Here is a 26,089-nt window from a genome sequence, read left to right on the forward strand (position 1 = left end):
TTCGCGATGGAAATGCCTGTCGTCCTGCAGACTCTGTTGGATAAGAAAAATCTCGGCGCGTCGCAGATGCGCAAGGTCATGCGCACCATCATGAGCGGCGGCGCCACGCCGGCGCAGATTGGAGCCTTTTTGGTCGCGCTTCGCGCCAAGGGCGAAAGCGTGGAGGAAGTGGTGGCGGCGGCCAAGGTGCTGCGGGAGATGGCCACCAAGGTTCCGGTGAGGGGCGATCATCTCATCGACACCTGCGGCACCGGCGGCGACGCCAACCACACGTTCAACATCAGCACCACGGCGGCATTCGTGGTAGCGGCGGCCGGCGGCAAGGTGGCCAAGCACGGCAATCGCTCGGTTTCCAGCCGTTCGGGCAGCGCCGACGTGCTGGAGGCGGCGGGCATCAATCTCGATTTGACGCCGGACCAGGTCAAGGCCTGTATCGACCGGATCGGCCTGGGATTCCTCTTTGCCCAGCGCCATCACGGCGCCATGAAGTACGCCATCGGCCCGCGGCGGGAAATCGGCGTGCGGACCTTGTTCAATCTGCTCGGACCGCTTACCAATCCGGCCGGCGCGCCCAATCAGCTGGTGGGCGTTTTTTCCGACGTCTGGGTGGAGCCGCTCGCGGAAGTGCTGCGGCAGCTCGGCAGCAAGCATGTGCTCGTGGTGCATGCCGAGGACGGGCTGGACGAAATCAGCATCGGCGCGCCCACTCACGTCGCGGAACTCAAGGACGGTCAGATCACGACCTATAGGCTGACGCCGGAACAATTCGGCATAAAGCGCGCGCCCTTGAGGAAACTGACCGTCGATACCGCTGCCGCGAGTCTGAAGATGATGCTGAGCGTGCTCGACAAGGAACCGGGTCCGGCTCGGGACATTACCGTTCTCAACGCGGGCGCGGCGATTTATGCGGCCAATCTGGTGGACAGCCTGGAGGCGGGCGTCGAGCGTGCGAAAGCGGTCATCGACGACGGTTCTGCCCGACGGAAGCTCGACGCCTTGATCGAATTCAGCCAATCCATAGCCATTCATGAATAATCCCCCCGACATCCTGCAAAAGATTCTGGCCCGCAAAGCGGAAGAAGTTACCGAGCGCCGTTTGCGCACGCCGCTGGAGGACGTCCGGCGACAGGCACAGGATGCCGATGCGCCCCGCGGTTTCGTACGGGCCTTGCGGACTAGGATCGAAGACGGCGCGGCCGCCGTCATTGCCGAAATCAAGAAGGCTTCGCCCAGCAAGGGCGTGATGCGGCCGGATTTCCGCCCGGCGGACATCGCCCGGAGCTATGCCGATCACGGCGCGGCTTGCCTTTCGGTGCTGACCGACCGGGATTTTTTTCAAGGCTCAGAGGAGTACCTGAAAGAGGCTAGAAGCGTTTGTTCGCTGCCGGTGCTGCGGAAGGATTTCATGATCGATCCGTACCAGGTGTTCGAGGCCCGCGCGATCGGGGCGGATTGCATTCTGCTGATCGCCGCCGCCTTGAATGACGGGGCCATGCAAGAACTCTCGGATGTCGCCGTCGACCTCGGCATGGACGTGCTGGTTGAGGTACACGATGCCTCCGAATTGGAACGCGCCTTGCGCCTAGACCTGCCGCTTGTCGGCATCAACAATCGGAATCTTCGCACCTTCGAGACCCGCCTCGACACGACGCTCGACCTGCTGGAACGGATTCCGCCAGGCCGCTTGGTCGTGACCGAGAGCGGCATTCATACGCCGGAGGACGTATCGCTGATGCGGCGTCACGGCGTCCACACCTTTTTGGTCGGCGAAGCGTTCATGACGGCGGAAGATCCGGGCGCTCGTTTACAGGCCTTGTTTGCTTCAAACTAAGGTGGATTCGGTGCCGCATCGTCCTGGGATGGTGTCGCAACGGTAGGTCGGGATGACGACCGAATCGCGGCAACCCCGAGGAAATGCTGGGTTTCGTTCATCAACCCAGTCGACGTGTTAAGCTCACGACATTAGCCCTCTCGGAGAGGGCAGGGGTGAGGGTAATCGAAAGATCGCTTTCTTTCCGTAATTTGCAGTAACACGGTTGTTGGACACTCATTCACCGAGCCCACCGAGGCATAGCCTTCATGCTTCCTCATCTCGACGATCTCGCGATTCTGGTTAAAGCGGTAGCCGAGGAAGAATTGCTGCCCCGGTTTTCGGGAACCGAACGCCGGTTCAAACCCGACGGCAGCGTCGTTACCGAAGCCGATTTCGCCGTGCAAAAGCGGCTGACTATTGAATTGCGCGAGCGTTATCCGGAATTTGAACTGCTGGGCGAAGAAATGGACGCTCAGCGGCAACAAGAACTGCTGGCGCAAAACGATAACGGGCTCTGGTGTCTGGATCCCCTGGACGGAACCAGCAACTTCGCCGCAGGTCTGCCTTTTTTCGGTATTTCGCTGGCTTTGCTCATCGAGCGCAAACCGGTCTTGGGGATCGTCTACGATCCTATCCGCAATGAATGCTTCACCGCGCAGCGCGATCATGGCGCCTGGCTGAACGGCGTCCGACTCAGGGTTCGCCCCACGGATCTGCCGCTGCGGCGCAGCTTGGCGGTGGTGGATTTTAAGCGCTTGGGGCCGCTGGCGGCGAAGCTGGCCGCCCGTCCCCCATACAGTTCGCAACGCAATCTAGGTTCGGTGGCTTTGGAGTGGTGCTGGCTCGCAGTCGGCCGATTCCATGTTTATCTGCACGGCAAACAAAAGCTCTGGGACTATGCCGCGGGCGCGCTGATCTTGTCCGAAGCCGGAGGCCATGCGGAAACCCTGCAAGGCGAGCCGATTTTCAGCCCGGAATTGCAGCCCCGTTCGGTGGTCGCTGCCGGCGATGCGCGTCTGTTCGAGGAATGGAAGACCTGGCTGGTTGAACAGTCGAGCGGCGTCGATTCTCCCTGATCTTTTTCATGCGGCAGGACTGCCGTTTCAGGCCTGATGTCTTTTGGCCGCAGAGCCGATTGCGAAATCGCATTGTCCGTTTATCCCTCGATATGGTCCGATCGTCACCGTGAGCCGGGATATCGGCGACATGCGGCGTTCGATGCCAGTGATATCCTATCGCAACCTTCAGCATAGAGATGGGGCGGAACGGAAGCCGAGTCGATGCCGGTAACGACGCACCGCGAAATCGATGGCCCAGATATGGAGTGGTATGGGCATGTACCTTGCATAAACGGCTATTTTTCGGCCAGACGCGGAGGGGTTAATATCGTGAGTGATGCTGTTCTTGTACGCCAAGGCGCGCCATATTCGGATCGTCCGGTACACGCCGGCGATTTCAATCGCACAAGGGCCTTTAGTCAGCCCCTCGCTCAACTGCGCTTGCCGCTGCTCCTTCTTGTTGCCGGTTTTCTTCACGCCTGCGCTTGGTCGCCTTTCCGGCAGGAGGAGCCGAAAGCCCCTCCCGAGCCGCTGGTCGAAAACATCGAGGGCAACCGCTTTGCGTTGGGAAAAGACGACAGTGTCGTCGGACAACTGGCGACGGTGAAGATAGCGGAAGGGGATTCTCTTCCGGACGTGGCTCGACATTTCGGTCTGGGCCTGGAAGGGGTCGGTGAGGCCAATCCCGATATCGATCTATGGGCGCCGCAGCCGGGCAGCCGGGTTATATTGCCGATGCAGTTCACCCTTCCGGACGCTCCACGCAAGGGCATAGTCGTCAATCTCGCCTCTATGCGCCTTTTTTACTTCCCGAAGAAGAAAGGCGGAGAGGTGGTCACCTATCCTGTCGGCATCGGCCGCGAAGGCCGCTCCACGCCGACCGGCGAAATGCTGGTCGAGCGAAAGACCAGTCATCCGACCTGGCACGTTCCGGAGTCCATTCGCAGGGATCACGAGAAGAAAGGCGATCCTCTTCCGGCGGTGGTGTCGCCTGGCCCCGACAATCCCCTGGGCGACTACGCCATGTATCTGAGCCGTCCGAGCTATTTGATTCACGGCACCAACAAACCGTATGGCATCGGACTTCGTGCGAGTAACGGCTGCGTCCGACTTTACCCGGAAAATATCGAAACGCTTTATCGGGAAGTGCCGGTCAAAACGCCCGTGCGCATCGTCAATCAGCCCTATTTGGTGGGGTGGCGCAACGGCGAACTTTATCTGGAGGCCCATAAGCCTCACGAGGAACTCAATGCAAAGCAGCTCAAGAAAAATCTGATGGCCGCGCTCAAGAAAATCGAAAAGAAGCAGGAGCGAAAGCTGGATTGGCCACGCATCGAGCAGACCGTGAGCGAGGCTCGGGGCATTCCGGTACCCATTTTCGAGAACAGCGAAAATCTCGCTCGGCTGGTGAGTAAAGCCGTGGCCCTGAAATATCCCGATGAGCTATACGGTCGGCCGAAAACGCCGGCGATGACCGATAGCGGCTGGTACATCACGGCGCTGGAATCGGGGGACGAATTGAGCGCTCAGCGTTTGGCGGCGGTTCTGAATCATCAGGGACCGCAGATTCCGGCCCGGGTGGTGGCCCTGGAGAACGGACGCTTCAAAGTCATCGCCGGCCCCTTCAAAGACAGCAAGGCGACCAAGGCGGCGGCGAAGCGGATGAAGATCGATCTGGATATCACGGGCGATATCGTGTCGCCGAAAGAGCGCGTGAGTCTCAAATAGCGTTTATCCCCGAGGCGGCATCCGAACGCCGGTAACGGCTGCCGCCTCGTCCCGGCGGCGTCGATCGCCTCGGGCGAGATGGTCCGATTTCAGGTCGTAGGTCGGCAATCCTTTGCCGACGACCCTCGCTAAGTACATTCCGCAAATATTTGCGGAATCTCGATAGATTAGCTTGATTGGCGGGGTTGTCCTGCAGGTTGCCTATGCCGCAAGACTTCCCTGAATGTACTTAGAGCATTTTCATACCGATTGTACGGGCACTCGCGAGTAGGTCGGGAATCCCTTCCAATCGCAAACGGTCGCTTTAGTCGCGACCCTTCCCGACGATGTCGTTGGGCCAACGGGTTCGTCGGCAAAGGATTGCCGACCTACGACTGTAGCACCCTGTAGGTCGGGAATCCTTTCCCGACGCCATGCTCCGGCCGAGCGTCTTCATCGGCAAAGGATTGCCGAATGCTTGAATCCATTCACCCGAGCCGAAAGCCCAACGACTTCCGCCAAGCCGGTTTTGCCGTACGAGCGAGATAAAAACGCTCTAACTCCAAAGCGCTTTAAATCAAGGAGTTAATTCTTGTAGGGGATTGGGCCGCGAGGCCGTAACCTACCGGGCGAGGTTGCGGAATCGGTGGGTTACGGCACGCGGAGACATCACCGTAATTTTCCGGAATCGGCGCAATGCGTGCCTAACCCACCCTACAAAGGTATCAAAACTCCGGAGCGGCGCGGTAAGTCCAGGTAACGGCCAAATTGCCGAAAAAGCCGTCCCCCAGTTGGACCTGGTCGAATTCGCGGCGGGGATTGGCGAGCACTACGTGCTTGGTGTTCAGATCTTCATAAATCGGCAAGCCGACCGACCCGCGCAGCTTGAAGTTTCCGCCGAAAGCGTTGAGAAAGCGGTAGTCGAAGACGAATGCAAGATTGGTCACGGTGCCGCCGCTGTTCCCGATCTTGTAGCCGTGGTCTTCGCTTTTTTGCGTGTAGCTGGCGTCCATCTCGATGCCCAACATCAGATCATAGTTCGGCGTGTAGTGGAAAGCCGCGCCGACGGTGGCGACGTCGCCGAAGGCAAAGTCGTTGTCATTTTCCGGGTTGACGGTGTAGAGGGCCGAACCGTGAAACCAGAAATCTTTCCAGCGCTGCGAGTAGAGCAACCCGCCGGTGAAGGTGGCGGTGTCTTTGCCCAGCTGTAGAGCGGGGCCGGTGGAAACGAGCCTTCTCCCGGCCACGGGATCCGTGGTCGCTCCCCTCTCGCCGTCGAACTGTCCCGTCGGCAAGGTGGTGCCGAGCAGAATGGTCCCGAATTTGTCCCAGCGGGTGCTGCGCCAGAAGTTATAGCGTCCTTCCAGGGTAATGTCGCCGATGCCGTTTTCCTCGCCGACGGTTTCCCTGACGCTGGTGGGCGACGTTCTGACTAGCGTCTTGGTTCTACGTTCGAACCAGGGGACGTTGACGAAAAGAGAGAGATTGTCGGTGGGCGAGTAGTTGACGATCAGTGCCTGCTGATGCGCCTGGACTTCTTTCGGAGCCCGCGGCTGGGTCCTGTTGCTGTTGATGAACTCGCTGGGATCGGTGCTGTTTGAGCCTGCTTTGACCTGGTCTTTCTGCATGTAGCCGTAGACGGCGCCGATGCTGAAGGCTCCCGCTCCCGGCGTCACTGCCGTACGGATACGGAATGGCGCGGTGGTCCCGACCGGCGAGACATCCTGATAGGCGATCCCGAAGTCGATCACGTCGCCCCCTTCCTTGGCGGCGAATGCCTCGGCCTCTTCCCGGTTGGCGAAAGCGATATAGTTCGGAACCATATCCGGAATGACGCGGCTGCCGATGACATAAATGGCGTCTTCGGCATCTATCAGCTTGCCGGAGACCCAGTCGTGCACTTTTACCGATTCGAAGGCGGAAAGTCCGCCGGCATCGTCGACCTCGCGCAGCATGCAGGCGACGCCGCAGGTGAATTTTTTCTTGCCGTCCTTGTAAACCAATTCGGCGGCACTCTTTAGGTACTGATCGATGTACATACCACAGACCCGGCAGCTTTCCCGTTCATGGGGCTCCTCGGCCGAGACCGCAAACGATATGAGCAGAAGCTGGCATATCGCCAATGCTGGCCCCAAGCCAAATCTAATGAGTGCCGTCATAAAATCCCCCTTTGTATAGCACTGTGGTCAAAAGCTTTTCGAAAGTGTCGATACTGGCTTCCCCGGTGATCTTCTCCCGCACGATGCCTTTCTCGTCGAGCACCAGGGTCGTCGGCAAGCCGATTACGCCGAACTGCCGGGCTACTTTTCCGTATTCGTCCACCAGCATCGGATAAGTGACGTGATCGAACTTCCGGAACCGCTCGTCCGCCTCGACGGGCCGGCTTTCGTGTATGGCGACCGGCAGGAAACCTTTGTCCTTATATTTTTGATAGAGGGTTTCCAGGGCCAGGACGGTTTCTTTGTTGCAGTGGGAGCAATCCATAGCCCAGAAGCGCACCAGGACCACCTTGCCCCGGATGTCCTTGGGCAGCGTCACGGGATTTCCGTGAAAATCGGTGAGCGTGACGACGGGCGCCATGTCGCCGATCTGCAAGCCCGGCCGTCGACCGTTGCAGGCGCCGAGCGACGCCATGATCGACGCGGCCAATAAAAGTCGAATCCAAAATGTGATCGTCATGAACGCCGGTCCAGCGATTCGATGACGGCCGGGGTCACATCCTGAAAGCGCAAGATCTTGGTGCCCTTGTGGTCCTCCAGAAATTCCTGGGCGGACTCTTGATCCCTGAAGGGGAGCAATTCATGACCCATGGGGCCCAGTACGTCCGAGCCGATCACGTAAAATGCGGGCTTGGCTTCGATCAGTTCGACTTCGTAATAATCCGTGACGTAAATGGCGACGATTTGGTCCGCCGTTTTCCCCGGTGTGTATTTGGACGTGTCGAAGATATGCTTGAACATATCCTTGGCGCCGTCGTAAAAGTACGAGGTGCCGTCCTTAAAAACGATCTGCGCCACCCACTTCGGATATTTGTAGACGAACATGCCGCAGACCGGGCAGCGGTCGCTCTTCTTGAGCACCGCCTTTCCTGCTGCGTCGGCGACGGAGCCGGGAACGACCCGGGACAAAGCCAGCGCCGCGAGGGCGCGCAAACAGTTCCTTCGGGATCGGTCGGTCATGAGGGTTACCTTGCTTACATAACGAGATTGGAGATCGCAATTCGATAGGTCACGACGGACGCGAAAGCCGTGTAGGACACGATCGAGGTCAATGCGAGTCTTCTTAGCAGCGATGGTATTGCCGAGCTCAGGCTTGCTATCCCGCGGAACGGGATCAGGACGGCGATGCCCGCGCCGGCGACTACGGCGCTGAACAACAGGATGTATAGCAGATAACCGATGTAGTTATATTCCTCCATGATGATGCAGAACGGACAATGGTGGGTCGGCAATTCGTAGATATAAAGCGAGATGCAGGAAATGATCGCGACTATGGAGACGAAGAAGGCCACTACCGCCAAAGCGGAATAGACATAGCCGCCTTTTCCCCGAAGATAGAAATAAATGCCGGAGAGCAGCGCCGCGGCAATGCTGATATAAAAAGCCCAGAGCGTGGGTAATGCCGGCAGGGCCGCGATTTCCGAGCCGAGTCCCTCGACCCGTTCGCTGCTGAAAAGGGCGCCGCAGCACGAGGTGATGACATTGGCGTCCAGCTTCAGGAAATAAGCCAGTTCCACAATCGTTTCGGCCACGATGAACGGGGCGATGACCGCCAGCAGGAGGTATTTTTTCCTGATGAGAGGGTAGTCGTAAGCCTGATTGTCCGCGTGGTTCAGCACCAGCCAGAGTCCCGCCAGCAGGAAATTGCCGACCTTCAGGATCAGGGTCGGATAACCGAAGGCATTCACGCTCAAGGCCCCCGCGGCGCACATGGCGCCGACGAACAGCGGGTAGAGCGTGTCGGCGGTGAACACGTAAAGGAACAGCGAGATCAGTTGCAGCCCGAAGGTATAGGACAGCAGCGTCGAGACCAGGTAGGTCCGCCGCTCCAGGGTCAGCTGCAGTTCGCTGCCGCTCTCGATGTTCCAGTGGCGATAGATCTGTAGCCCATAGTAGGCCGAATAAACCACCATCAGGCTCACCGTCAGCGCGGCGATGATATTGGCGATCACCGCCGGATGCATGATCACGGCGCTTCTCCTTCGAGCCGGCCGTCCCGCAGCCGGACCACCTCGTCGACGACGCTGGCCTGGTACACCAGGGGGTCGTGGCTGGTAATCAGGACCGTTTTGCCGTCTTTTTTGAACGTTTCCACGATTTCGAGGAATCTGTAAGAGAGCTTGGTGTCCAGGTTGGAGGTTGGCTCATCCGCGATGATGACGGACGGGTCGTTGATCAGTGCTCGGACGATGCCCACCCGCTGCGCTTCGCCGCCGGACAGCCACTCGATGCGCGAGTGTGCCTTGCGGGAAAGGTCTAGCCTGTCGAGCAGATGCATCGCGCGCTCCTTGAGCGGCCCATGCCGTTCGCCCAAGGGGTAGGCGGGCAGCATGACGTTTTCCAGTGCAGTGATCCCCTTGATCAGATTGTGCTGTTGGAAGATGAAGCCGAAGGTCTTGCGGCGGATATCGGTCAGAAAGCGTTCCGGCAAGCTGGTGATTTCGCGTCCGCTCAGTTTCACCCGTCCGGCGGTAGGGCGCGACATGCAGCCGATGATGCTGAGCAGGGTGGTCTTCCCCGAGCCGCTGGGGCCGGTCAGAACGGTGACCTTGTTGGAGCTGATGTTGAGGCTGATGCCGTTGAGCGCCGAGTATTCGCTCGGCTTGCCTGTGTTGAATACTTTGCGGACGTCGAAAAGCTCGATCATGAATCACTCTCCCGTATGGCGCATGGCGGCGTCCGGATCGATGGTCGCCGCCCGCCAGGCCGGAACGATGGTGGATACCGTGTAGGGCACCACCGTGAGGAAGAAGAGGGTGGTCAATTGCTCGGCGCTTACGAAAGGCATCAGCTTGAACTGCGGATACAGGGTCGACCAGCCTTTCAAAGCCGGTTCGAACACCAGGGAATGGGTGAAGAATACGTGGATGTAAGCGAGGATCACGCCGGCGAGAAACGCGGTCAGCGAAATCACCGCGCCTTCCCAGAATTTCATGCGGATGATGTCCGAGGTTTCCCAGCCGATGGCCTTGAGTATGCCGATTTCACGCCGTTCCCCGGCGCTGAGCCCGGAGGCCTTGTCCCAGGCGAAGATGACGAATGCCAGGACCGCCGCGGACAGGATCACGATCATCATGCCGCCGCGCCAGTTGAAGATCGAGTCGTAGGTGCGGAGGATCTCGTCCCGTATGATCGGGCGGGAATCGGGAAACAGCCGGGTGATCTTGGCGGCGATCGTGGAAAGCTCCTCGGGATTTCTGACCGAGACCGCCAGATCGGTCACATAGTTCTCGGGGATGCCGAAAAATCTGCGGAAGTCGGGCTCGGTCATCAGGATCAGATCGGAGGAGACAAGTTCCGACGCGGAGGAAAGCGTGTCCTTGATTCTCAAGGGCATTCCTTCGCCGGCATGGGTGCGGAACAGTATGAATTCGCCCTTGCCGGCATTCCGCACCCGGGCGATGCCGTTGCCGATGACGATGTTTCCCGCGCCGATCGTTTCGGCGCCGACGAGAGGCATGGCTTGCTCTTCAGGGCCGTGGCGGTGCTCGTTTTCGGTCACGACCGTGCGCATCGGCTCGGTCTCGGCTTGTTCCGTCGCTGTCGTGGCGGGCGGCACCAGCAAGGTGTAGTTGGCTCCGAAAACAGGGTCGAAATAATAGCCCCAGAGCCGCCCCTCGACTGCCTGCACGCCCCGGATTTTCAGAATTTCGTCCCGATAGCGCAGCGGCATGAGGTCGTGGCGTCCCGCCACGACTTTTTGCACGATCATTTCCGGCGACTCTCGAAGGACGAGGGATGCCTCTTTCTTGATCGCGTGGGTAAAGAACATCACCGAGGCCAGGATGAACACGATCAAGGCGTACAGGATCAAGAGGCCAATGTTCTTCACCTTGCGCCGCAGCAGCGACGACAGGGTGAAATCGATGATGTATTTCTGCTTCTCAATCCAACTCTTCATTGATTTTCCGAATGTTTTCCGGTGCGCCCAGGAAGGAGCCGGAAGGGAAATGCTCCAGGGATATGGGATGGTCCTGAAAGGGTGTGCTCAAGTCCGCTTGCGAGAGATGACGCGTGTAGCGGGCCTCGGTAAACAGGCATAGATCGGTGAGATGGAGTGCCTTTACCAAAGCCCGTTTTTCAGTCAATTCCGGTGGATGCGTCCGAGTGGAGATTGCGGCGTGCAGGAGCAACAAACCGAGGATGGCCGATTGCGCTGCGATCGCCGATAAAAAAACGCTCGATTTCCTGGTCATTGTTCTTGTGAATTGTCTTGTGTTTCGGTCTGCGGCGCGTCTTTCCTCAAACTATGCTCTGCCGCTGGCGGGGGGCGAAGAGAAGAGTGTGACCGCCATGCAACAGGTATGCCTGAATTTGAGACCTTTTTTTGATCGGAGTTTTCCGATGTTCATGTGCGTTGATTGCGGCGGAAGTGTGGGAAATCCCGCATCGGTAGTGTAAATCCCACAGTTTTCGGCGATACGTCGACCGCTCGACAACTTCGCTCATTCGGGCGGGCGACGGCCGGGTTGTTCGTCGCTCTTCCCCTGTTCTGGGCCGGCGGCGTCTTCTTGCACGATGAAGCTGCCGGGAATCATGCCCATCCAGCAACTCCAGGGAATCACGCCGGCCTGTTGCGGCGTGAACTCGATGATTTGCTCGCCTTTTACCACGTCGAATTCGAGCCCCAGAGACGGGACAATGATCCGGTGGTTGCAGTAGTTCAGTTCCTTTCCCTCGATGATCCACTTCACGGGAACGCCTTTTTTCAGTACGAACGTGTCCGGTTTAAAACCCCGCTTATTGACCTCCATGCGGATCACCTGGTAATCGCCGGCGGGAGCCGTGGAGTCCTCTTTCTTGGTCAAATTTTCCAGGCGGGTTGCGGCCAAGGTCGCCAAGGTCCGAAAGTCGTAGCCGGAGCCGCTCATGATCAGGCCTCGATTCAGCATGATGAGTCCGAGGGCCATCACCAGAAAGGCGGATGCTTTCAAGAGTCCTCGGGTCGCCTGGGCGGAAATCAGGCTGGTCAGCACCCCGAAGCCGAACAATATCGGCAATGTGCCCAGCCCGAAGACGAAAAGGAGCTTGGAGCCTTCGATAAAGCTGCCGGTGCCGGCGGCCATGATGTACATGGCCTGGAGCGGACCGCAGGCGATCATCAGACCGTTCAGCAGGCCGATCAGGAATGGACTTTTGCTTTTTTGCGTCCTGCCGTATACGAAGCGGTTCAAGAATGTCGGTATGCGAATGTGAACGCGCCGGAGGCTCTTGAACCAGTCCAGCATGTTGAGGCCGAACACGATCAGGAAGATGCCGGCCGCGATCGCGGCGATGCCACGGATTTCCGGGGTAAAGGCTATGAACGAACCGAGCAGCCCGAATAGGCCGCCGATCAGGGTATACGATAAGGTCTTGCCGACCCCGTAAAGGACGTGGGAGAGCACCAAGGAACGTTTGCCGGTCGCGGCGGCGCTCGCGGTATAGCCGACAACGAAACCGCCGCACATTCCCACGCAGTGAAAACCGGTGACGAAGCCGATCAGAAACAAGAGGCCATAGCTCATGCTACGATCGAACTCTGGCAGGTGCATGCGCTCGGCGAGCTGATCGCCTTGGATCAGGAGTGCGGCAATAACGGTTAGTGAGAGCAGGGCGACCAGCAATCGTCCGAAGGCGCGGAGCCGCGAAGAACCGCCGGCCGGCGCCGGTGAGCATTGATAACCCTGGCTATCGATGGCTTCGATGATTTTTCGGGGATCGGTTCGAGCGGGGTCGAAGCTGACGGTGGCGGTCCCGGCCGCAAAATCGGCCTTGATATCTTGGACCCCGGAAAGTTGGGCCACCGCTTGCTCGATCGTCGTTTCGCATCCCTGGCAGTGCATGCCGTCGACGCGGAATTTCCGGGTTATCATCGCCATCCAATAGTACCTGCTGGGAAATTTCAGCCCGTTACCCGCGGAGCTCAGTAGGGGTGAATTATATTAGCGGATTTTAATGATGACGTTACAAGAGTGTTTCATCAATGTATCGTTTTCGGGCGAATGAGGAGCCTTGAAACAAGGAACCGCGGTAATGATGGCGTTTCTCGTTTTCGGCAAGGATGAATGGCTGCAAAAACTACGCCTCTCGATGAAGCGTGTTCAAAGCACGGCTCGGATAATAGTTGGCGGGAAACCGCGAAAGGCGTTATGAGTCAGTCTTCACGCTTAAATTCGCCTTCTATCGTGTGCCGGGTTTCGCGTGTCGTCTTTCCGGGAGGGTGGGAAATGCCGCTTTCGAGAATACGTTGCGCGATTCGTTTCCGGGTGGCCGGCAGCAGGCAGAACAATGCCAGCATATCGCTGATGAAGCCGGGTATCAGCAACAGCAAACCCCCGGCGGCTATCAAGCCGCCTTCGATCATCTCGCGGGCCGGCAATTCGCCACGCGCCAAGGCTTGCTGAACCCGGAACCAGGTGGTCCAACCCTGTATTCTCAATAAAAAGCTGCCTAGCGCCGCAGCACCCAGCAACAGGAATAAAGTGGGGAAAAAACCCAGAGAACCGACGAGTTTGATCAGTAAATAAATCTCCAAGACCGGCAAGCTCAACAGCGCGAGCAATAACCATTGACCGATGTTCATTAAGCCCTCATACGTTTAGAATTCCGATTAATCCAGTGCTTTTTGCCATGTCTACCCAATACTGTCTAGTTTTGTGCACTTGTCCGGATGCGAACACCGCGGAGACGTTGGCTAGGGCGGCGGTCGCCGAACGCCTGGTCACCTGCGCCAACATCGTTCCCGGACTGACATCCGTTTATCCTTGGGAAGGCAAGATAGAAACGGCTCAGGAGCATCTCCTCCTGATGAAGACCGAAACGGCTTCTTTGGAAGCATTGGAAGTCTTTGTGCGCGAGAAACACCCGTACGAACTTCCCGAATTCATTGCGGTCTCCATACTGCATGGTTCGACCGCGTACCTCGATTGGATCAGCAGATGGCTGCCCCCCGAAAATTGATGGACCGTCCGGACAGATTGCTTCCGGACAGAGTCCGCATCCCCGACCTTCTTCCTACTGAGTGATTTTGTTATGCCGCAGTTCCCCGACAAAGGTATCTACACAGATCGTCACCCCGGCAGGGAGTGCCGGGGTCCAGGCGCCAAGGATGGCAAAGGCCTTTCACATCCCTGTGTTCTGGATTCCGGCAATCCATGCCGGAATGACGGCTTTGCAAACGTGTGCATATACCTTTGGTTCCGCGAGTGGGTTTTTGGGTTGTTGTTTATCTTTTTGCCGGCCTGGACAGGTACGGTTTGGGCCATCAGCAGCGAAGAGCTTCTGCCACCCGAACAGGCTTTCCGGGCATCGGCAAAGATCGAGGGCGATGAGGCCTTGGTCGGATTCGACATCGCGGACGGCTATTATCTGTACCGGCAAAAATTCAAGTTCGCGTCCAAGACTTCGGGCGTCGATTTGGGCGAGCCGGTTTTTCCGAAGGGAGAAACCAAACACGACGAATTTTTCGGCGAGATGGAGATTTATCGCGGGCACGTCGATATCCGTCTTCCGTTGATGCGGAGCGGCGGCACCGCCGATGCACTGGCTCTCGACGTAACCTCGCAGGGCTGTGCCGATGCCGGAGTATGCTATCCGCCGTACAAGCGGACGGTGAACGTGGCGTGGCCTCCGACTGGCGCAGGCGGTGCCAAGACCGATTCGCTCGGAAAATTGGCCGAAGCCTTCAAATCGCTGGGCGTGAAAACCCAGCCCGTCGATTTGCTGCCCCCGGATGAGGCGTTCCGTTTCTTCGCCGAGGTCAAGGATGCTGGTACGCTGTGGGTGAGCTGGCAGATTGCCGACGGGTATTATCTTTACCGGGAAAAATTCAAGCTGGCCTTGCTCGGCGAGAGCGGGGTAAAGCTCGGGAGCTATGAGATTCCGCACGGCGAACCCAAGCACGACGAAGAGTTCGGGGCGGTGGAGGTATTCCATCGGGAAGTCGGTTTTGCCGTTCCGCTGTCGCGTGCCGATGGCAAGCCGGTCAATATTCAGTTGCAGGCGAATTATCAGGGCTGCGCGGAGAAGGGTGTGTGCTACCCGCCGATGCAGAAAACCGCGAGCCTGGATTTGCCGGCCGGTGGTACCGGAAAAATCGCGTCGGTAGCAAATCCTGCCGAGCCGGTATCGGAGCAGGACCGAATCGCCTTCGCGCTGCAAAGCGATTCCCCCTGGGCGACGGTTCTCAGTTTTCTCGGGTTCGGGCTGCTGCTGGCGTTCACGCCCTGTATTTTTCCGATGATCCCGATTCTGTCGGGCATCATCGTCGGGAATGGCCACACGATCACGACCGGCCGGGCTTTCATGTTGTCCCTCAGCTACGTATTGGCTTCGGCGTTTGCTTATACCGTCTTCGGCGTTTTGGCCGGGCTGTTCGGCAGCAATCTTCAGATTCTGTTTCAAAAGCCCGAAGTCATCGTGGCATTCAGCGCTTTGTTCGTGCTGCTGGCCTTGTCGATGTTCGGCGTTTATACGCTGCAAATGCCCGAATTCATCCAATCCCGCGTGGTTTCCATCAGCAATCAGCAACGCGGCGGCACTCTGACTGGAGCGGCGATCATGGGCGCACTTTCCGCCTTGATCGTCGGGCCGTGCGTGGCGGCGCCCCTGGCCGGCGCGCTAATCTATATCGGCCAGACCGGCGATGCGGTGCTTGGCGGGCTGGCTTTGTTCGCGCTGGGCTTGGGTATGGGTATCCCCTTGCTGGCCATTGGCGCATCGGCAGGCAAGTTGCTGCCCAAGGCCGGGACCTGGATGAATGCGGTGAAGGCCGCTTTCGGCGTGGGTCTTTTGGCGATCGCGGTTTGGCTGCTCGAACGTATTCTGCCCGCCGCCGTATCCATGTTCCTTTGGGCACTGCTGCTGATCATTCCGGCCATTTACCTCGGCGCCCTGGATGCCTTGCCTCATCCGGCCTCCGGATGGCGCAGACTGTGGAAGGGCGTGGGCATCGTCATGCTTACGTACGGGGTGCTGCTGTTGATCGGCGTCGCTTCGGACAGCACCGACCCGCTACAGCCGTTGCGCGGGATCTCTGCGGCGACGGCCAAGGCGTCGCCGCAGTCGATCGCGTTCCGAAAGGTCAGGACCATTGACGACCTGAATCAGCAGGTGGCGGCGGCCGAGGTCGCCGGAAAGTGGGTCATGCTGGATTTCTATGCCGATTGGTGCATCTCCTGTAAGGAAATGGAGCGCTATACCTTCGCCGATCCCAAAGTACAGAATGCGCTCAGCAACGTGGTATTGCTGCAGGCCGATGTCACGCAAAATTCCGCGGACGATCAGGCGCTCTTGCAACGCTTTGGTCTCATCGGTCCGCCGGCGACGCTGTTCTTCGGACCTGATCGGGAGGAGCGGAAATCGTTCCGCGTGGTCGGCTATATGAATGCGGATGAATTTTTGGGACATTTGCAAAGGGCGTTGCAGTGAAATCGACAAAGTTTCTCTACGGATTGCTCGCATTGGCCGCGCTTCTTCTCGGCATTCTCGCCCAAAGCTGGCTGAGCGGAGAGTCGACAGCCCCGAGGAATGGGGCGCCTCCGGAGCCTGTGACGCTCAGGGATCTCGATGGCAATCCGCACGATATCGCCGAATTGAAAGGCAAGATCGTCGTACTCAACTTCTGGGCGACCTGGTGCGCCCCCTGCCGGGAGGAGATGCCGGAGTTCGTCCGATTGCAGACGGAATTGGGCGACAAGGGCGTCCAGTTCGTCGGCATTGCCATAGACGAATCGGAAGCCGTGCAGGACTTCTTAAGAGAGACGCCGGTCAACTATCCGATATGGCTGGGTGACGAACGTGCCGCCGCCTGGGCGGAGAGTCTCGGAAACCGGCTTAACGTCTTGCCGTTCTCCGCCGTTTTCGACCGTGCCGGCCAGCAGGTGGACGCCCATACGGGGCCATTCTCGAGAGAGCAGCTCATGAAGGTTCTCGAAGCGCTGCTTCATTGACCTTTCCGCCAAAACGCGCTAACTGCGTCGAATGTAAGCGAAATCCTTCATTTGTGGACAGATTTTGCGCATTTCGGCAAAATAGCCGCGGTTTTTCGGCTTCTGCGGTAATCGGAAACGGGGCTGCTCTCGTAATATGGCAAACATCCTTGTGCTCAACGGCCCGAATCTCAATTTGCTTGGGTTTCGCGAGCCGGGGTTATACGGCAGTCAAACGCTTGGCGACATCGAGTCTGCACTGGACTCCAAGGCGCAAGCGCTGGGTTGCCATCTGGATTTTTTCCAGAGCAATGCCGAGCACGAGCTTATAGACCGTATCCACCAGGCGTTCAGGGAATCCATCGACTTCATACTCATCAATCCGGGAGCTTACACGCATACCAGTATCGCGCTTCGAGATGCGTTTCTTGCAACCCGCATTCCTTTCATTGAAGTCCATTTATCCAACGTTCACGCGCGGGAGCCTTTCCGCAAACACTCATATTTATCCGATATCGCCAAAGGCGTTATTTGCGGATTCGGCGCGCTCGGTTATGAGCTCGCCTTGACTGCCGCCATACACATCCTAAAAACAGGCTAAAACATGGATATTAGAAAAATAAAAAAGCTCATCGAAATGATCGAAGAGTCGGGCATTGCCGAAATCGAGATTCGCGAAGGGGAGGAATCGGTACGCATTAGTCGGTACAGCAGTACGGCGCCGCAACCGGTGCAGGTATTGCAGGCTGCTGCGCCGGCCGTTGCGCCACAGCCGACCGCAGCGCCTCAGTCGGCCGAGGCGACGGCGGATAAACTGACCGGGCACATCGTCCGATCGCCCATGGTGGGAACCTTTTACCGTTCGCCCTCGCCAGGAGCGAAGGCTTTCGTCGAGGTCGGCCAGCGCGTGGAAGTAGGCGATACGCTCTGCATCATCGAGGCGATGAAGATTCTGAATCAGATCGAGGCGGACAAAGCCGGTGTGATCGCAAAGGTGCTGGTGGAAAACGCCCAACCGGTGGAATACAACCAGCCCTTGTTCGTCATCGAGTAACGGCTTATCGCTGTTGCTTCTAATTCGGCCCATCCACCAGGTGTCAGTTCATGCTCGGTAAAGTTCTCATCGCCAACAGGGGCGAGATCGCCCTGCGCATTCTTCGTGCTTGCCGCGAACTCGGTATCAAAGCCGTGGCCGTGCATTCCGAGGCCGATCGCGACCTAAAGCACGTGCGGCTCGCCGACGAGTCCGTGTGCATCGGTCCTGCGCCGTCGAAGGAAAGCTATCTCAACATTCCGGCTATCATCAGCTCCGCCGAAGTCACCGATTCGGTGGCTATCCATCCCGGTTACGGGTTTTTGTCGGAGAACGCCGACTTCGCGGAAAAAGTGATCCAAAGCGGTTTCATTTTCATCGGCCCTCGTCCGGAGACCATCCGGCTCATGGGAGACAAGGTGTCTGCCATCGAGGCCATGAAAAAAGCGGGTATCCCGTGTTTGCCCGGCTCGGATGGCCCTTTGAGCGAAAATCACGACGAAAACCTGAAAGTCGCCCGCCGAATCGGTTTTCCGGTCATCATCAAGGCGGCGGGCGGCGGTGGAGGACGCGGCATGCGGGTCGTCCACAGCGAGGCGAATCTCCCGAGCGCCATCACGCTGACTCGAGGAGAGGCCGCGGCGGCATTCGGCAACGACATGGTCTATATGGAGAAGTTCCTGGAAAATCCGCGGCATATCGAGGTCCAAGTGATTGCCGACGGACACGGGAATGTGGTTCATCTGGGCGAGCGCGATTGCTCCACTCAGCGTCGGCATCAGAAAGTCGTCGAAGAGGCGCCGGCGCCCGGCATTACCGAGGAGCAGCGTCGCCAAATTGGTGAGCGTTGCGTCAGAGCCTGTCAGGAAATCGGCTATCTGGGCGCCGGAACCTTCGAGTTTCTTTACCAGGACGGCCAGTTTTATTTCATCGAGATGAATACCCGGGTACAGGTGGAACATCCGGTGACGGAAATGGTGACGGGCTTCGATATCGTCAAGGAGCAGCTTCGCATTGCCGCCGGCGAGGTATTGGCGATCAGGCAGGAGGATGTTCAGATGCGGGGCCATGCCATTGAGTGCCGGATCAACGCCGAGGATCCGCAAAGTTTTATCCCGAGCCCCGGCGTGATCGAGCAGTTCCATATGCCCGGAGGTCCTGGAATCCGGGTCGAAACGCATATCTATAACGGCTATCGGGTACCGCCTTATTACGACTCGATGATCGGCAAGCTCATCGCCCACGGCGAGACCCGGAGCGGGGCTATCGCGCGTGCCCGCATGGCGCTTCAGGAAATGGTCATCGGCGGTATCAAGTGCAATATTCCTTTGTTGCTCGATATCATCAACGATGCGGCTTTTAATGCCGGCGGGCAGAATATCCATTATTTGGAGCAGAAGCTCGGATTGAAACACTGATGTGGCGTCAGCTGGCGATTACGGTCGATGAATCTTTGGCGGAGCCGGTTTCCGATCTTTTGTCGAATCTCGGCGCCGTTTCCGTCAGCTTCGAAGATGCCGGCGACCAGCCTCTGTTCGAACCCAAGCCGGGGGAGACGCCGGTTTGGCGGCAGACTAAAGTGATCGGGTTATTCGATGCCGACGCCAATACCAATCGCATACGGAACTCGGTCGCGAACCAATTCGGCGAGCGAGTACTTCAATATCAGCTCGAGGATTTGGAAGACCGTGTATGGGAGAGAGCGTGGCTGGATCATTTTCAGCCGATGCGCTTCGGCCAGAGGCTCTGGATTTGTCCGACCGGCTTCGAGCCGCCGGAACCCGAGGCCGTCAACATAGTGCTCGATCCCGGCTTGGCTTTCGGAACCGGCACTCATCCCACGACAGCGCTTTGCCTCGAATGGCTGGACGGCCAGGATCTCGCAGGCAAGACCGTGATCGATTACGGCTGCGGATCGGGAGTTCTGGCTGTGGCTGCATTGAAGCTGGGTGCGGCGAAAGCCTATGGCGTGGATATCGATCCCCAGGCGCTCACCGCCTCGGACGAAAACGCGCGCAAGAACGGCGTGGAGGACAGGTTGGCCCTCGGGTATCCGCGCGAGCTTGCCGCTGTCCGCGCTGATGTGCTGGTCGCCAACATTTTGGCTACGCCTTTGATCGAACTGGCGGCGGAAATCAGCGAAAAAGTCCGGCCCGGCGGGAGTTTGGCATTGTCCGGTATTTTGGCGACGCAGGTCGAAAACGTCCGCGCGGCCTACGCGTCGCAGTTCGATTTCTCTCCCCCCGTGGTTCGCGAGGAATGGGCATTGCTTACCGGCGCCAAGCTTCGAGGTTGAATCGTGTTTACCCGCTGTCCCGAGTGTAAGACCGCATACCGCATCAGCGTCGGCCAATTACGGGCTGGACGCGGAGAAGCGCTTTGCGACCGCTGCCATATCGTTTTCAACGTCTTAGTATCCTTGGGGCAAGCCGTGAAGGATGCGGTTCCGGAGGACACGCCTCAAGCCAGACCTCCGGTTTTGGGAGATCGAGAAGCGGTCCTCCTCCGAAAATTCGAGCGGGAGCTGTCCGAGGAGTCGGGTGGCGAGCAATCGGGGACCGAGCACAAAAGCAAGGCGTTTGACGGGGAAGCTCGGGCAGGCCATGGCAAAGGAAAGTCCGGTCCGTCCTCGGTAACGCCGGGTGCTTTGTGGGGGCTGGGCGTGTTCGGGCTGCTGGGTCTCCTGATTGCTCAACTGGTCATTTTCGAAGGAGACAGAATAGTACAGAGCGCACGACTGCGTCCCTGGCTGGACATGGCCTGCAAGACGATCGACTGTTCTTTGCCGCCCTATAAAGACGTGCGCCGCATCCAGATTTTCGATCGCGCCTTGCGGCCGGACTCGACCCGCGATGACGCACTGGAATTCCAACTCGTCTTTGCGAATCAGTCCAACTTGCCGCAAATGCTCCCCAATCTGAAGCTGGTTCTCACCGAACTCAACGGAAGCCCGGTGGCGGAGCGGATATTCACGCCTGCGGAATATCTTCCCGAAGGGGAAAAAACCTCGCTGATGCCTGTCGGCAAACCGTTTGAAATTCGCTTGCTATTGGCCAAACCCACTAACGACGTGGGCGGCTTCACGTTCGAACTGCTCTGATCCGGGTCTTTCATGCTTTCCGATAGCGAAATAGCTATCGGACGTCAAATCAGCTGCAAGAATGCGCACAGGCAAACGGGTGAGTCGAGCCCGAGCCTTGCTGTTGATGGGCGAGGCCGCCTGCCTGGAAATGAAAAGAAATCGGCACTCCGCTAAATTTCGGGCAGGCGGCATTAAATGGGCTTATTTCAGCCGCTTGGCTAGCATCCTCTTGAAACACGGACCTCGGAATGCGAGCCCGAGTCTTTAGATTTTGCGGGAACGTCTTGAGATCAGGCCCAGCCCGGCGATGGCCGAGCCGAACAGCCAGACCGCGCCGGGAACCGGAACGGGCGACGGCGCTACTCCCGGGCCGTCGCCGCCGCCGAAATAGCCGCTCGTGATCTCGCCGTTCTGGTTGCCGTTCATGGCCGGTTCGGGGCCTGAAAAGTCCGTCACGTGGGCGGCGTACCAAGCGTTTCCTTGGTCCGCAGTTCCGGTAGAGGGGGCGTGGTAAGAGTCGGGCGTATCGCCGTTGATGTCGGTGATGCTAAAGCTGAGCGGCTCCTGGCGGTTACTCCCGGTGCCCGACACGACTACGTCGAATCTGCCGAATCCGTTTAGTGTCCGGTTGAAATCGACGTTCCAGCCGGCGGGTAAACCGGTGATATTGTCCGATTCCAAGCTGGTTCCGTTTGCCAGATTGAACCCGAACGATTGGATGCCGAAATTGGATAATTCCTTGTCCGCAAATGGCTGGCCCGGATCATTCAGTGCATCGACGTCAAAGGTAACATCGTTCCCCGATGTGCCCACATTCACCGTCAAGTAATTCGTTCCGTCGGTAAAGGGGGCTTGGTCGATGTTCGTTTGGTCCAGGAAATAGGATGCTGCCTGGGATTGGCCCGTCACGGCCAATGCCGCTCCCAAATAAAGCGGTGCGAGTCTCATGATTCTCTCCTTGAAAATCCAGTTTGGCCAATTCGGTGGGCGGATACAAACCGGGTCTATCCGGACTATCCCTGATCCCGGTTACGAGCGTGAGCCCGTAACGGTGTTGACGCACTTGAATCGCCAGAGTTCCCGATTGTGAGCAAGGTTTTACGTTCCGTCTCACGTTTGCGACGGATGCCTTCGAAGCATTTGAGAGAGCGGGAAGCCGGTTTCGACGGTTGAAGTTGTATTCCGAGGGAGGAGGCGACGGAACGAAGGCGAAGCGATTGGGCGGTGTGCGCCGTTTGAGACAACAGCCGATTCGCGTCCGAATCGGGCAAATCTTCCTTGGAGCGCCGAAAGTTCTTGGCTTATTCTATCCGGCGACCGTGGGGCATTCCTTTGTGTCAGGGCTCCAAACGTTGGTCATTTAGTATAAGTAAGTCTTATTACAGTAATCATAACAACTGAATTTTTTTTATGAACGGAACGGCTTATAGTTCCTCGCTGTGAAAGGACAATACGATTTGCGGTCCAAGTAGGACCAGAAAAACATTCCTGAGAACAATCCACAGATGTGGTAGGAGGAAAGTATGGCTGTAAAGACCTATAGCGCGGGCGTAAAAGAATACCGCGAGACCTACTGGATGCCGGATTACACCCCGGCGGATACCGATATCTTGGCCGTATTCAAAATTACGCCTCAGCCTGGCGTGCCTCGCGAGGAAGCGGCAGCGGCAGTCGCCGCAGAATCGTCCACCGGCACCTGGACTACGGTTTGGACCGACCTTCTGACCGATCTCGACTATTACAAAGGCCGCGCCTACCGCATCGAAGACGTTCCGGGCAGCGACGAGCAGTTCTATGCCTTCATCGCTTATCCGATCGATCTGTTCGAGGAAGGGTCGGTGGTAAACGTTTTCACTTCTCTGGTCGGCAACGTGTTCGGCTTCAAGGCCGTCCGCGGATTGCGCCTGGAAGACGTGCGCTTCCCAATCGCTTATGTGATGACCTGCGGCGGTCCGCCCCACGGCATTCAGGTCGAGCGCGACATCATGAACAAGTACGGCCGCCCGCTCTTGGGCTGCACCATCAAGCCGAAACTGGGGCTGTCCGCGAAGAACTACGGACGCGCGGTTTACGAGTGCCTGCGCGGCGGCCTGGACTTCACCAAGGATGACGAGAACGTAAACAGCCAGCCGTTCATGCGCTGGAAGCAACGCTTCGATTTCGTCATGGAAGCCATCCATAAGGCGGAGCGCGAAACGGGGGAACGCAAGGGCCATTACCTGAACGTGACCGCGCCGACCCCGGAAGAAATGTACAAGCGTGCGGAATACGCCAAGGAAATCGGTGCGCCCATCATCATGCACGACTACATTACCGGAGGGTTCTGCGCCAATACGGGTCTTGCCAACTGGTGCCGCGACAACGGCGTTCTCCTGCATATCCACCGTGCCATGCACGCCGTGATCGACCGCAACCCGAATCATGGCATCCATTTCCGTGTGTTGACCAAGATTCTGAGACTATCGGGCGGCGATCACCTGCACACCGGCACCGTCGTCGGCAAGCTGGAAGGCGATCGGGCGTCCACCTTGGGCTGGATCGATCTGCTTCGCGAGCGCTACATCAAGGAGGACCGCTCTAGAGGCATCTTCTTCGATCAGGATTGGGGCGCCATGCCGGGAGCGTTCGCCGTCGCTTCGGGCGGTATCCATGTCTGGCACATGCCGGCGCTGTTGTCGATTTTCGGCGATGACGCCGTGTTCCAGTTCGGCGGCGGTACTCTCGGCCATCCGTGGGGCAACGCGGCGGGCGCCGCAGCCAACCGCGTTGCTCTGGAAGCTTGCGTCGAAGCCCGCAACCAGGGCCGTCAGCTCGAGAAAGAAGGCAAGGAGATTCTGACATCCGCGGCCAAGGACAGCCCCGAGCTCAAGGCTGCATTGGAAACCTGGAAGGAAATCAAGTTCGAGTTCGATACGGTTGACAAACTCGACGTGGCGCACAAGTAATCGCCCGGACAGTCCGACTGATTTGAAGCGATACCGTTGAAGAACCGAACGTCGCTAGAAAGCAGTCCCCTCTGAAACGGGAAGGGATTGCTCAAGCGATCAATGAACGAGGATTGGAACAATCATGAGTGAAATGCAAGATTACAAATCCAGCCTGACCGATGTTTCGAGCCGAAAATTCGAAACTTTCTCCTATTTGCCGCCGATGGACGCCGCCAATATCCGAAAACAGGTGGAATACATCGTCAGCAAGGGCTGGAATCCGGCCATCGAGCATACCGAACCGGAGAACGCCTTCGACCACTACTGGTATATGTGGAAGTTGCCGATGTTCGGCGAAACCGATGTGGACCGTATTCTGGCGGAAGCGGAGGCCTGTCATAAGGCGCATCCGAACAACCATGTGCGGTTGGTCGGCTACGACAACTTCAAGCAGTCGCAAGGCGCTGCCATGGTGATTTACCGGGGGCCGATCAAAGCCTAGGCGCAGCCAGGCTTAGGTTCGAAAGCCCCGTTCTGTGAATGCAGGCCGGGGCTTTTTTTCGAGATGGCGATTCAAAAAGGTATGGACTTAAGCAAGCGACTTGATCGGAGCGTTACGCTCAAAGACGGGCGCAGGCTCGGCTTCGCCGAGGTCGGTGATCCCGGCGGAATGCCGGTCGTCTACTGCCACGGGTTCCCCGCCTCCCGGCTGGAGAGCGTCCTCATTGCGCAGGCGGCCGAACGTCAGCGGGCACGCATTATCGCCCCCGATCGTCCCGGCTACGGACTGTCGGATTTGAAGCCGGCGCGCACTATCGGGAGTTGGGCTGACGACGTCGCTCAATTGGCTGATTATCTCGGCATCGAACGGTTCTCAGTGCTGGGCACGTCCGGCGGGGGACCTTACGGGCTGGCCCTCGCCGCGCAGCTGCCGGACCGGGTACAGGCGGTCGGGATCATCTGCGGTCTCGGGCTATTGGAAGATCCGGAAGCGACGCAGGCTATGCATTGGCCGGCACGGTTCGGATTCGGCGCGGCCCGTAGCGCACCCCGGATGCTGCGTTTGATTTACGGAGAGTTCCTCGGACGCCTGATTTTCCGAAGCCCCGAAGTGGCGCTGTCTCTACTGGCTTTAGGCAGTCCGGCTTCCGACCGGTCGACCTTGACGCGCCCGGAGATTAAAGCGGCCCTCTGCGCCTCGGTGCGGGAGGCCTTGCGTTCGGGCGGGGAGGGAGCAGTACAGGACATGATTTTGTATGCTCACGACTGGGGGATTGACCTCGCGCAGATCCGAATGCCGACTACGTTCTGGCACGGCGAAGCGGATGTTACCGTGCCGTTATCCCACACGCTGGCGCTCGCCGAACGACTTCCCCACGCTCAGGTTTTTACATTTCCGGGCGAGGGCCATTTTTCTCTGCCGATAAACCGTGCGGACGAAATTATCAAAACGTTAATCGAGTCGATAAAACGTGGAAATCCGTGAAGAGGATTGAGCGATGACCATCTCCGAACAGTATTTTATCGAAGAACAACCCTATTACCGGCCGGTCTCTAACGAGATCGAGTTATTCGAGGCCGCCTATGCCGCGCGGATGCCGGTCATGCTGAAAGGCCCGACCGGTTGCGGCAAGACCCGTTTCATCGAGTTCATGGCTTGGAAGCTGAAGCGGCCGTTGATTACCGTCGCCTGCAACGAGGACATGACGGCCTCCGACCTGATTGGACGTTTCCTGCTCGACGCCACCGGCACGCGCTGGCAGGACGGGCCATTGACCACGGCGGCCAGGATCGGTGCGATTTGTTACCTGGACGAGGTGGTCGAAGCGCGCCAGGACACGACGGTGGTCATACACCCTTTGACCGATCATCGCCGGACCATGCCGCTCGACAAGAAAGGCGAGTTGGTGCATGCGCATCCCGATTTCCAGTTGGTCATTTCCTACAATCCCGGCTATCAAAACCTTTTGAAGGACTTGAAGCAATCCACCAAGCAACGCTTCGGCGCCCTGGATTTCAATTACCCGAAGACCGAAGTGGAAACCGAAGTGATTTCCCACGAAACCGGCGTCGACCCGAAAACCGCAGAGAAGCTGGTGCAGATTGCTCATCGAGCCCGCAATCTCAAGGGCCATGGTTTGGACGAGGGAATTTCGACGCGTCTTCTAGTGTATGCGGGGCAGCTGATCGCGAAGGGCGTCGAACCGAGGGCGGCATGTCAGATGACCTTGGTTCGCCCCCTGACCGATGATCCGGACATGCGGGATACTCTGGACGCAGCGGTTGCTACGTTTTTCTAAAAAAGGACTAAGCCGCTGCGGGGCAAGACGAGGCGAGCC

The 26,089-nt window shown here is 58.2% G+C and carries 26 protein-coding genes; 16 read left to right on the forward strand and 10 right to left on the reverse strand.

All coding sequences use genetic code 11. From position 1 onward, the window contains the following. The first annotated feature begins 6 nt into the window (after positions 1-6). The 4 genes from trpD (at position 7) to B2A78_RS04800 (ending at position 4,599) form a co-directional block, all read left to right on the forward strand. Positions 7-1,035 (forward strand): anthranilate phosphoribosyltransferase, encoded by a 1,029-nt coding sequence (gene trpD, locus B2A78_RS04785; protein WP_077728773.1) that lies wholly within the window; start codon positions 7-9, stop codon positions 1,033-1,035. Further along, entirely contained in the window at positions 1,028-1,831 is an 804-nt protein-coding gene (gene trpC, locus B2A78_RS04790) for an indole-3-glycerol phosphate synthase TrpC (protein WP_077728774.1), read from the forward strand. Before trpD ends, trpC begins: the two co-directional genes overlap by 8 nt. Before the next feature lie 248 nt (positions 1,832-2,079). Beyond that, positions 2,080-2,889: an inositol monophosphatase gene (locus tag B2A78_RS04795; RefSeq protein ID WP_077728775.1), complete on the forward strand. Its 810-nt coding sequence runs from the start codon at positions 2,080-2,082 to the stop codon at positions 2,887-2,889. A gap of 312 nt (positions 2,890-3,201) precedes the next feature. Next, positions 3,202-4,599 (forward strand): L,D-transpeptidase family protein, encoded by a 1,398-nt coding sequence (locus tag B2A78_RS04800; RefSeq protein WP_205780676.1) that lies wholly within the window; start codon positions 3,202-3,204, stop codon positions 4,597-4,599. Positions 4,600-5,303: 704 nt separating this feature from the next. On the opposite strand, the gene B2A78_RS04805 is transcribed toward B2A78_RS04800, so the two are convergent. The 9 genes from B2A78_RS04805 to B2A78_RS04845 all read right to left on the reverse strand — a co-directional run bounded on the left by B2A78_RS04805 (position 5,304) and on the right by B2A78_RS04845 (position 13,362). Next, positions 5,304-6,737: a nitrous oxide reductase accessory protein NosL gene (locus B2A78_RS04805; protein ID WP_077728776.1), complete on the reverse strand. Its 1,434-nt coding sequence runs from the start codon at positions 6,735-6,737 to the stop codon at positions 5,304-5,306. Beyond that, complete coding sequence (locus tag B2A78_RS04810; protein ID WP_077728777.1) at positions 6,721-7,257, reverse strand: TlpA disulfide reductase family protein; 537 nt, start codon at positions 7,255-7,257, stop codon at positions 6,721-6,723. Before B2A78_RS04810 ends, B2A78_RS04805 begins: the two co-directional genes overlap by 17 nt. Then, a complete protein-coding gene (locus B2A78_RS04815; protein ID WP_077728778.1) occupies positions 7,254-7,757 on the reverse strand; it encodes a nitrous oxide reductase accessory protein NosL in 504 nt (167 codons plus the stop codon). Before B2A78_RS04815 ends, B2A78_RS04810 begins: the two co-directional genes overlap by 4 nt. A 14-nt stretch (positions 7,758-7,771) precedes the next feature. Beyond that, positions 7,772-8,761, reverse strand: a complete 990-nt coding sequence (locus tag B2A78_RS04820) for a hypothetical protein (RefSeq protein ID WP_240502413.1) — start codon at positions 8,759-8,761, stop codon at positions 7,772-7,774. A gap of 2 nt (positions 8,762-8,763) precedes the next feature. Further along, a complete protein-coding gene (locus B2A78_RS04825; protein WP_077728780.1) occupies positions 8,764-9,444 on the reverse strand; it encodes an ABC transporter ATP-binding protein in 681 nt (226 codons plus the stop codon). A 3-nt stretch (positions 9,445-9,447) separates the two neighbouring features. Then, complete coding sequence (locus B2A78_RS04830; protein WP_077728781.1) at positions 9,448-10,698, reverse strand: FtsX-like permease family protein; 1,251 nt, start codon at positions 10,696-10,698, stop codon at positions 9,448-9,450. Further along, positions 10,682-10,993, reverse strand: a complete 312-nt coding sequence (locus tag B2A78_RS04835; RefSeq protein ID WP_077728782.1) for a hypothetical protein — start codon at positions 10,991-10,993, stop codon at positions 10,682-10,684. Before B2A78_RS04835 ends, B2A78_RS04830 begins: the two co-directional genes overlap by 17 nt. A gap of 249 nt (positions 10,994-11,242) precedes the next feature. After that, positions 11,243-12,658 (reverse strand): sulfite exporter TauE/SafE family protein, encoded by a 1,416-nt coding sequence (locus B2A78_RS04840; protein ID WP_077728783.1) that lies wholly within the window; start codon positions 12,656-12,658, stop codon positions 11,243-11,245. A gap of 275 nt (positions 12,659-12,933) precedes the next feature. Beyond that, the gene (locus B2A78_RS04845; RefSeq protein WP_077728784.1) at positions 12,934-13,362 is read right to left on the reverse strand and encodes an FxsA family protein; all 429 of its coding nucleotides are present in this window, start codon (positions 13,360-13,362) and stop codon (positions 12,934-12,936) included. 47 nt (positions 13,363-13,409) lie between these two features. On the opposite strand from B2A78_RS04845, the gene cutA reads away from it, so the two are divergent. The 8 genes from cutA (at position 13,410) to B2A78_RS25955 (ending at position 20,841) form a co-directional block, all read left to right on the forward strand. Then, a complete protein-coding gene (gene cutA / locus B2A78_RS04850) occupies positions 13,410-13,739 on the forward strand; it encodes a divalent-cation tolerance protein CutA (RefSeq protein ID WP_077728920.1) in 330 nt (109 codons plus the stop codon). A 258-nt stretch (positions 13,740-13,997) separates the two neighbouring features. Further along, on the forward strand, positions 13,998-16,208 hold the full coding sequence (locus B2A78_RS04855) for a protein-disulfide reductase DsbD (RefSeq protein WP_240502402.1): 2,211 nt from the start codon (positions 13,998-14,000) through the stop codon (positions 16,206-16,208). Then, positions 16,205-16,729: a TlpA disulfide reductase family protein gene (locus B2A78_RS04860; protein ID WP_156880356.1), complete on the forward strand. Its 525-nt coding sequence runs from the start codon at positions 16,205-16,207 to the stop codon at positions 16,727-16,729. Before B2A78_RS04855 ends, B2A78_RS04860 begins: the two co-directional genes overlap by 4 nt. Before the next feature lie 136 nt (positions 16,730-16,865). Then, a complete protein-coding gene (gene aroQ, locus B2A78_RS04865; protein ID WP_077728787.1) occupies positions 16,866-17,309 on the forward strand; it encodes a type II 3-dehydroquinate dehydratase in 444 nt (147 codons plus the stop codon). 3 nt (positions 17,310-17,312) lie between these two features. After that, positions 17,313-17,762 (forward strand): acetyl-CoA carboxylase biotin carboxyl carrier protein, encoded by a 450-nt coding sequence (gene accB, locus B2A78_RS04870; RefSeq protein ID WP_077728788.1) that lies wholly within the window; start codon positions 17,313-17,315, stop codon positions 17,760-17,762. A gap of 50 nt (positions 17,763-17,812) precedes the next feature. Beyond that, on the forward strand, positions 17,813-19,159 hold the full coding sequence (gene accC / locus B2A78_RS04875) for an acetyl-CoA carboxylase biotin carboxylase subunit (protein WP_077728789.1): 1,347 nt from the start codon (positions 17,813-17,815) through the stop codon (positions 19,157-19,159). Continuing rightward, a complete protein-coding gene (prmA, locus tag B2A78_RS04880; RefSeq protein WP_086134329.1) occupies positions 19,159-20,037 on the forward strand; it encodes a 50S ribosomal protein L11 methyltransferase in 879 nt (292 codons plus the stop codon). The genes accC and prmA overlap by 1 nt, the downstream gene beginning before the upstream one ends. Positions 20,038-20,040: 3 nt before the next feature. Then, the gene (locus B2A78_RS25955; protein ID WP_077728791.1) at positions 20,041-20,841 is read left to right on the forward strand and encodes a zinc-ribbon and DUF3426 domain-containing protein; all 801 of its coding nucleotides are present in this window, start codon (positions 20,041-20,043) and stop codon (positions 20,839-20,841) included. 246 nt (positions 20,842-21,087) lie between these two features. Here the strand turns inward: B2A78_RS25955 and B2A78_RS04890 are convergent, their stop codons facing one another. Then, positions 21,088-21,771 (reverse strand): VPLPA-CTERM sorting domain-containing protein, encoded by a 684-nt coding sequence (locus tag B2A78_RS04890; RefSeq protein WP_077728792.1) that lies wholly within the window; start codon positions 21,769-21,771, stop codon positions 21,088-21,090. Between the two features lie 575 nt (positions 21,772-22,346). Between B2A78_RS04890 and B2A78_RS04895 the strand changes: the two genes are divergently transcribed. From B2A78_RS04895 to B2A78_RS04910, 4 genes are all read left to right on the forward strand, one after another. Next, positions 22,347-23,768 (forward strand): form I ribulose bisphosphate carboxylase large subunit, encoded by a 1,422-nt coding sequence (locus tag B2A78_RS04895; protein WP_077728793.1) that lies wholly within the window; start codon positions 22,347-22,349, stop codon positions 23,766-23,768. Between the two features lie 124 nt (positions 23,769-23,892). Then, the gene (locus tag B2A78_RS04900) at positions 23,893-24,252 is read left to right on the forward strand and encodes a ribulose bisphosphate carboxylase small subunit (protein ID WP_077728794.1); all 360 of its coding nucleotides are present in this window, start codon (positions 23,893-23,895) and stop codon (positions 24,250-24,252) included. Positions 24,253-24,333: 81 nt separating this feature from the next. Beyond that, the gene (locus tag B2A78_RS04905) at positions 24,334-25,236 is read left to right on the forward strand and encodes an alpha/beta hydrolase (RefSeq protein ID WP_077728795.1); all 903 of its coding nucleotides are present in this window, start codon (positions 24,334-24,336) and stop codon (positions 25,234-25,236) included. A 13-nt stretch (positions 25,237-25,249) separates the two neighbouring features. Beyond that, positions 25,250-26,050 carry a CbbQ/NirQ/NorQ/GpvN family protein gene (locus B2A78_RS04910; RefSeq protein WP_077728796.1) on the forward strand — a complete coding sequence of 267 codons (801 nt, stop codon included), beginning with the start codon at positions 25,250-25,252 and terminating at the stop codon, positions 26,048-26,050. Positions 26,051-26,089 lie beyond the last annotated feature (39 nt).

This window comes from Methylocaldum sp. 14B (assembly GCF_002005105.1).
Classification (GTDB): Bacteria; Pseudomonadota; Gammaproteobacteria; order Methylococcales; family Methylococcaceae; genus Methylocaldum.

What these genes read in the sequence shown, in the direction of transcription:
- B2A78_RS04815 (WP_077728778.1), bottom strand. Translation starts at nt 7,757, where the DNA reads ATGACCGACCGATCCCGAAGGAACTGTTTGCGCGCCCTCGCGGCGCTG.
- B2A78_RS04805 (WP_077728776.1), bottom strand. Translation starts at nt 6,737, where the DNA reads ATGACGGCACTCATTAGATTTGGCTTGGGGCCAGCATTGGCGATATGC.
- B2A78_RS04835 (WP_077728782.1), bottom strand. Translation starts at nt 10,993, where the DNA reads ATGACCAGGAAATCGAGCGTTTTTTTATCGGCGATCGCAGCGCAATCG.
- accC (WP_077728789.1), top strand. Translation starts at nt 17,813, where the DNA reads ATGCTCGGTAAAGTTCTCATCGCCAACAGGGGCGAGATCGCCCTGCGC.
- B2A78_RS04910 (WP_077728796.1), top strand. Translation starts at nt 25,250, where the DNA reads ATGACCATCTCCGAACAGTATTTTATCGAAGAACAACCCTATTACCGG.
- B2A78_RS04830 (WP_077728781.1), bottom strand. Translation starts at nt 10,698, where the DNA reads ATGAAGAGTTGGATTGAGAAGCAGAAATACATCATCGATTTCACCCTG.
- cutA (WP_077728920.1), top strand. Translation starts at nt 13,410, where the DNA reads ATGTCTACCCAATACTGTCTAGTTTTGTGCACTTGTCCGGATGCGAAC.
- trpD (WP_077728773.1), top strand. Translation starts at nt 7, where the DNA reads ATGGAAATGCCTGTCGTCCTGCAGACTCTGTTGGATAAGAAAAATCTC.
- trpC (WP_077728774.1), top strand. Translation starts at nt 1,028, where the DNA reads ATGAATAATCCCCCCGACATCCTGCAAAAGATTCTGGCCCGCAAAGCG.
- B2A78_RS04900 (WP_077728794.1), top strand. Translation starts at nt 23,893, where the DNA reads ATGAGTGAAATGCAAGATTACAAATCCAGCCTGACCGATGTTTCGAGC.
- B2A78_RS04795 (WP_077728775.1), top strand. Translation starts at nt 2,080, where the DNA reads ATGCTTCCTCATCTCGACGATCTCGCGATTCTGGTTAAAGCGGTAGCC.
- B2A78_RS04905 (WP_077728795.1), top strand. Translation starts at nt 24,334, where the DNA reads ATGGACTTAAGCAAGCGACTTGATCGGAGCGTTACGCTCAAAGACGGG.
- B2A78_RS04890 (WP_077728792.1), bottom strand. Translation starts at nt 21,771, where the DNA reads ATGAGACTCGCACCGCTTTATTTGGGAGCGGCATTGGCCGTGACGGGC.
- B2A78_RS04820 (WP_240502413.1), bottom strand. Translation starts at nt 8,761, where the DNA reads ATGCATCCGGCGGTGATCGCCAATATCATCGCCGCGCTGACGGTGAGC.
- B2A78_RS04895 (WP_077728793.1), top strand. Translation starts at nt 22,347, where the DNA reads ATGGCTGTAAAGACCTATAGCGCGGGCGTAAAAGAATACCGCGAGACC.
- B2A78_RS04810 (WP_077728777.1), bottom strand. Translation starts at nt 7,257, where the DNA reads ATGACGATCACATTTTGGATTCGACTTTTATTGGCCGCGTCGATCATG.
- B2A78_RS04845 (WP_077728784.1), bottom strand. Translation starts at nt 13,362, where the DNA reads ATGAACATCGGTCAATGGTTATTGCTCGCGCTGTTGAGCTTGCCGGTC.
- B2A78_RS04825 (WP_077728780.1), bottom strand. Translation starts at nt 9,444, where the DNA reads ATGATCGAGCTTTTCGACGTCCGCAAAGTATTCAACACAGGCAAGCCG.
- B2A78_RS04840 (WP_077728783.1), bottom strand. Translation starts at nt 12,658, where the DNA reads ATGGCGATGATAACCCGGAAATTCCGCGTCGACGGCATGCACTGCCAG.
- accB (WP_077728788.1), top strand. Translation starts at nt 17,313, where the DNA reads ATGGATATTAGAAAAATAAAAAAGCTCATCGAAATGATCGAAGAGTCG.
- aroQ (WP_077728787.1), top strand. Translation starts at nt 16,866, where the DNA reads ATGGCAAACATCCTTGTGCTCAACGGCCCGAATCTCAATTTGCTTGGG.
- prmA (WP_086134329.1), top strand. Translation starts at nt 19,159, where the DNA reads ATGTGGCGTCAGCTGGCGATTACGGTCGATGAATCTTTGGCGGAGCCG.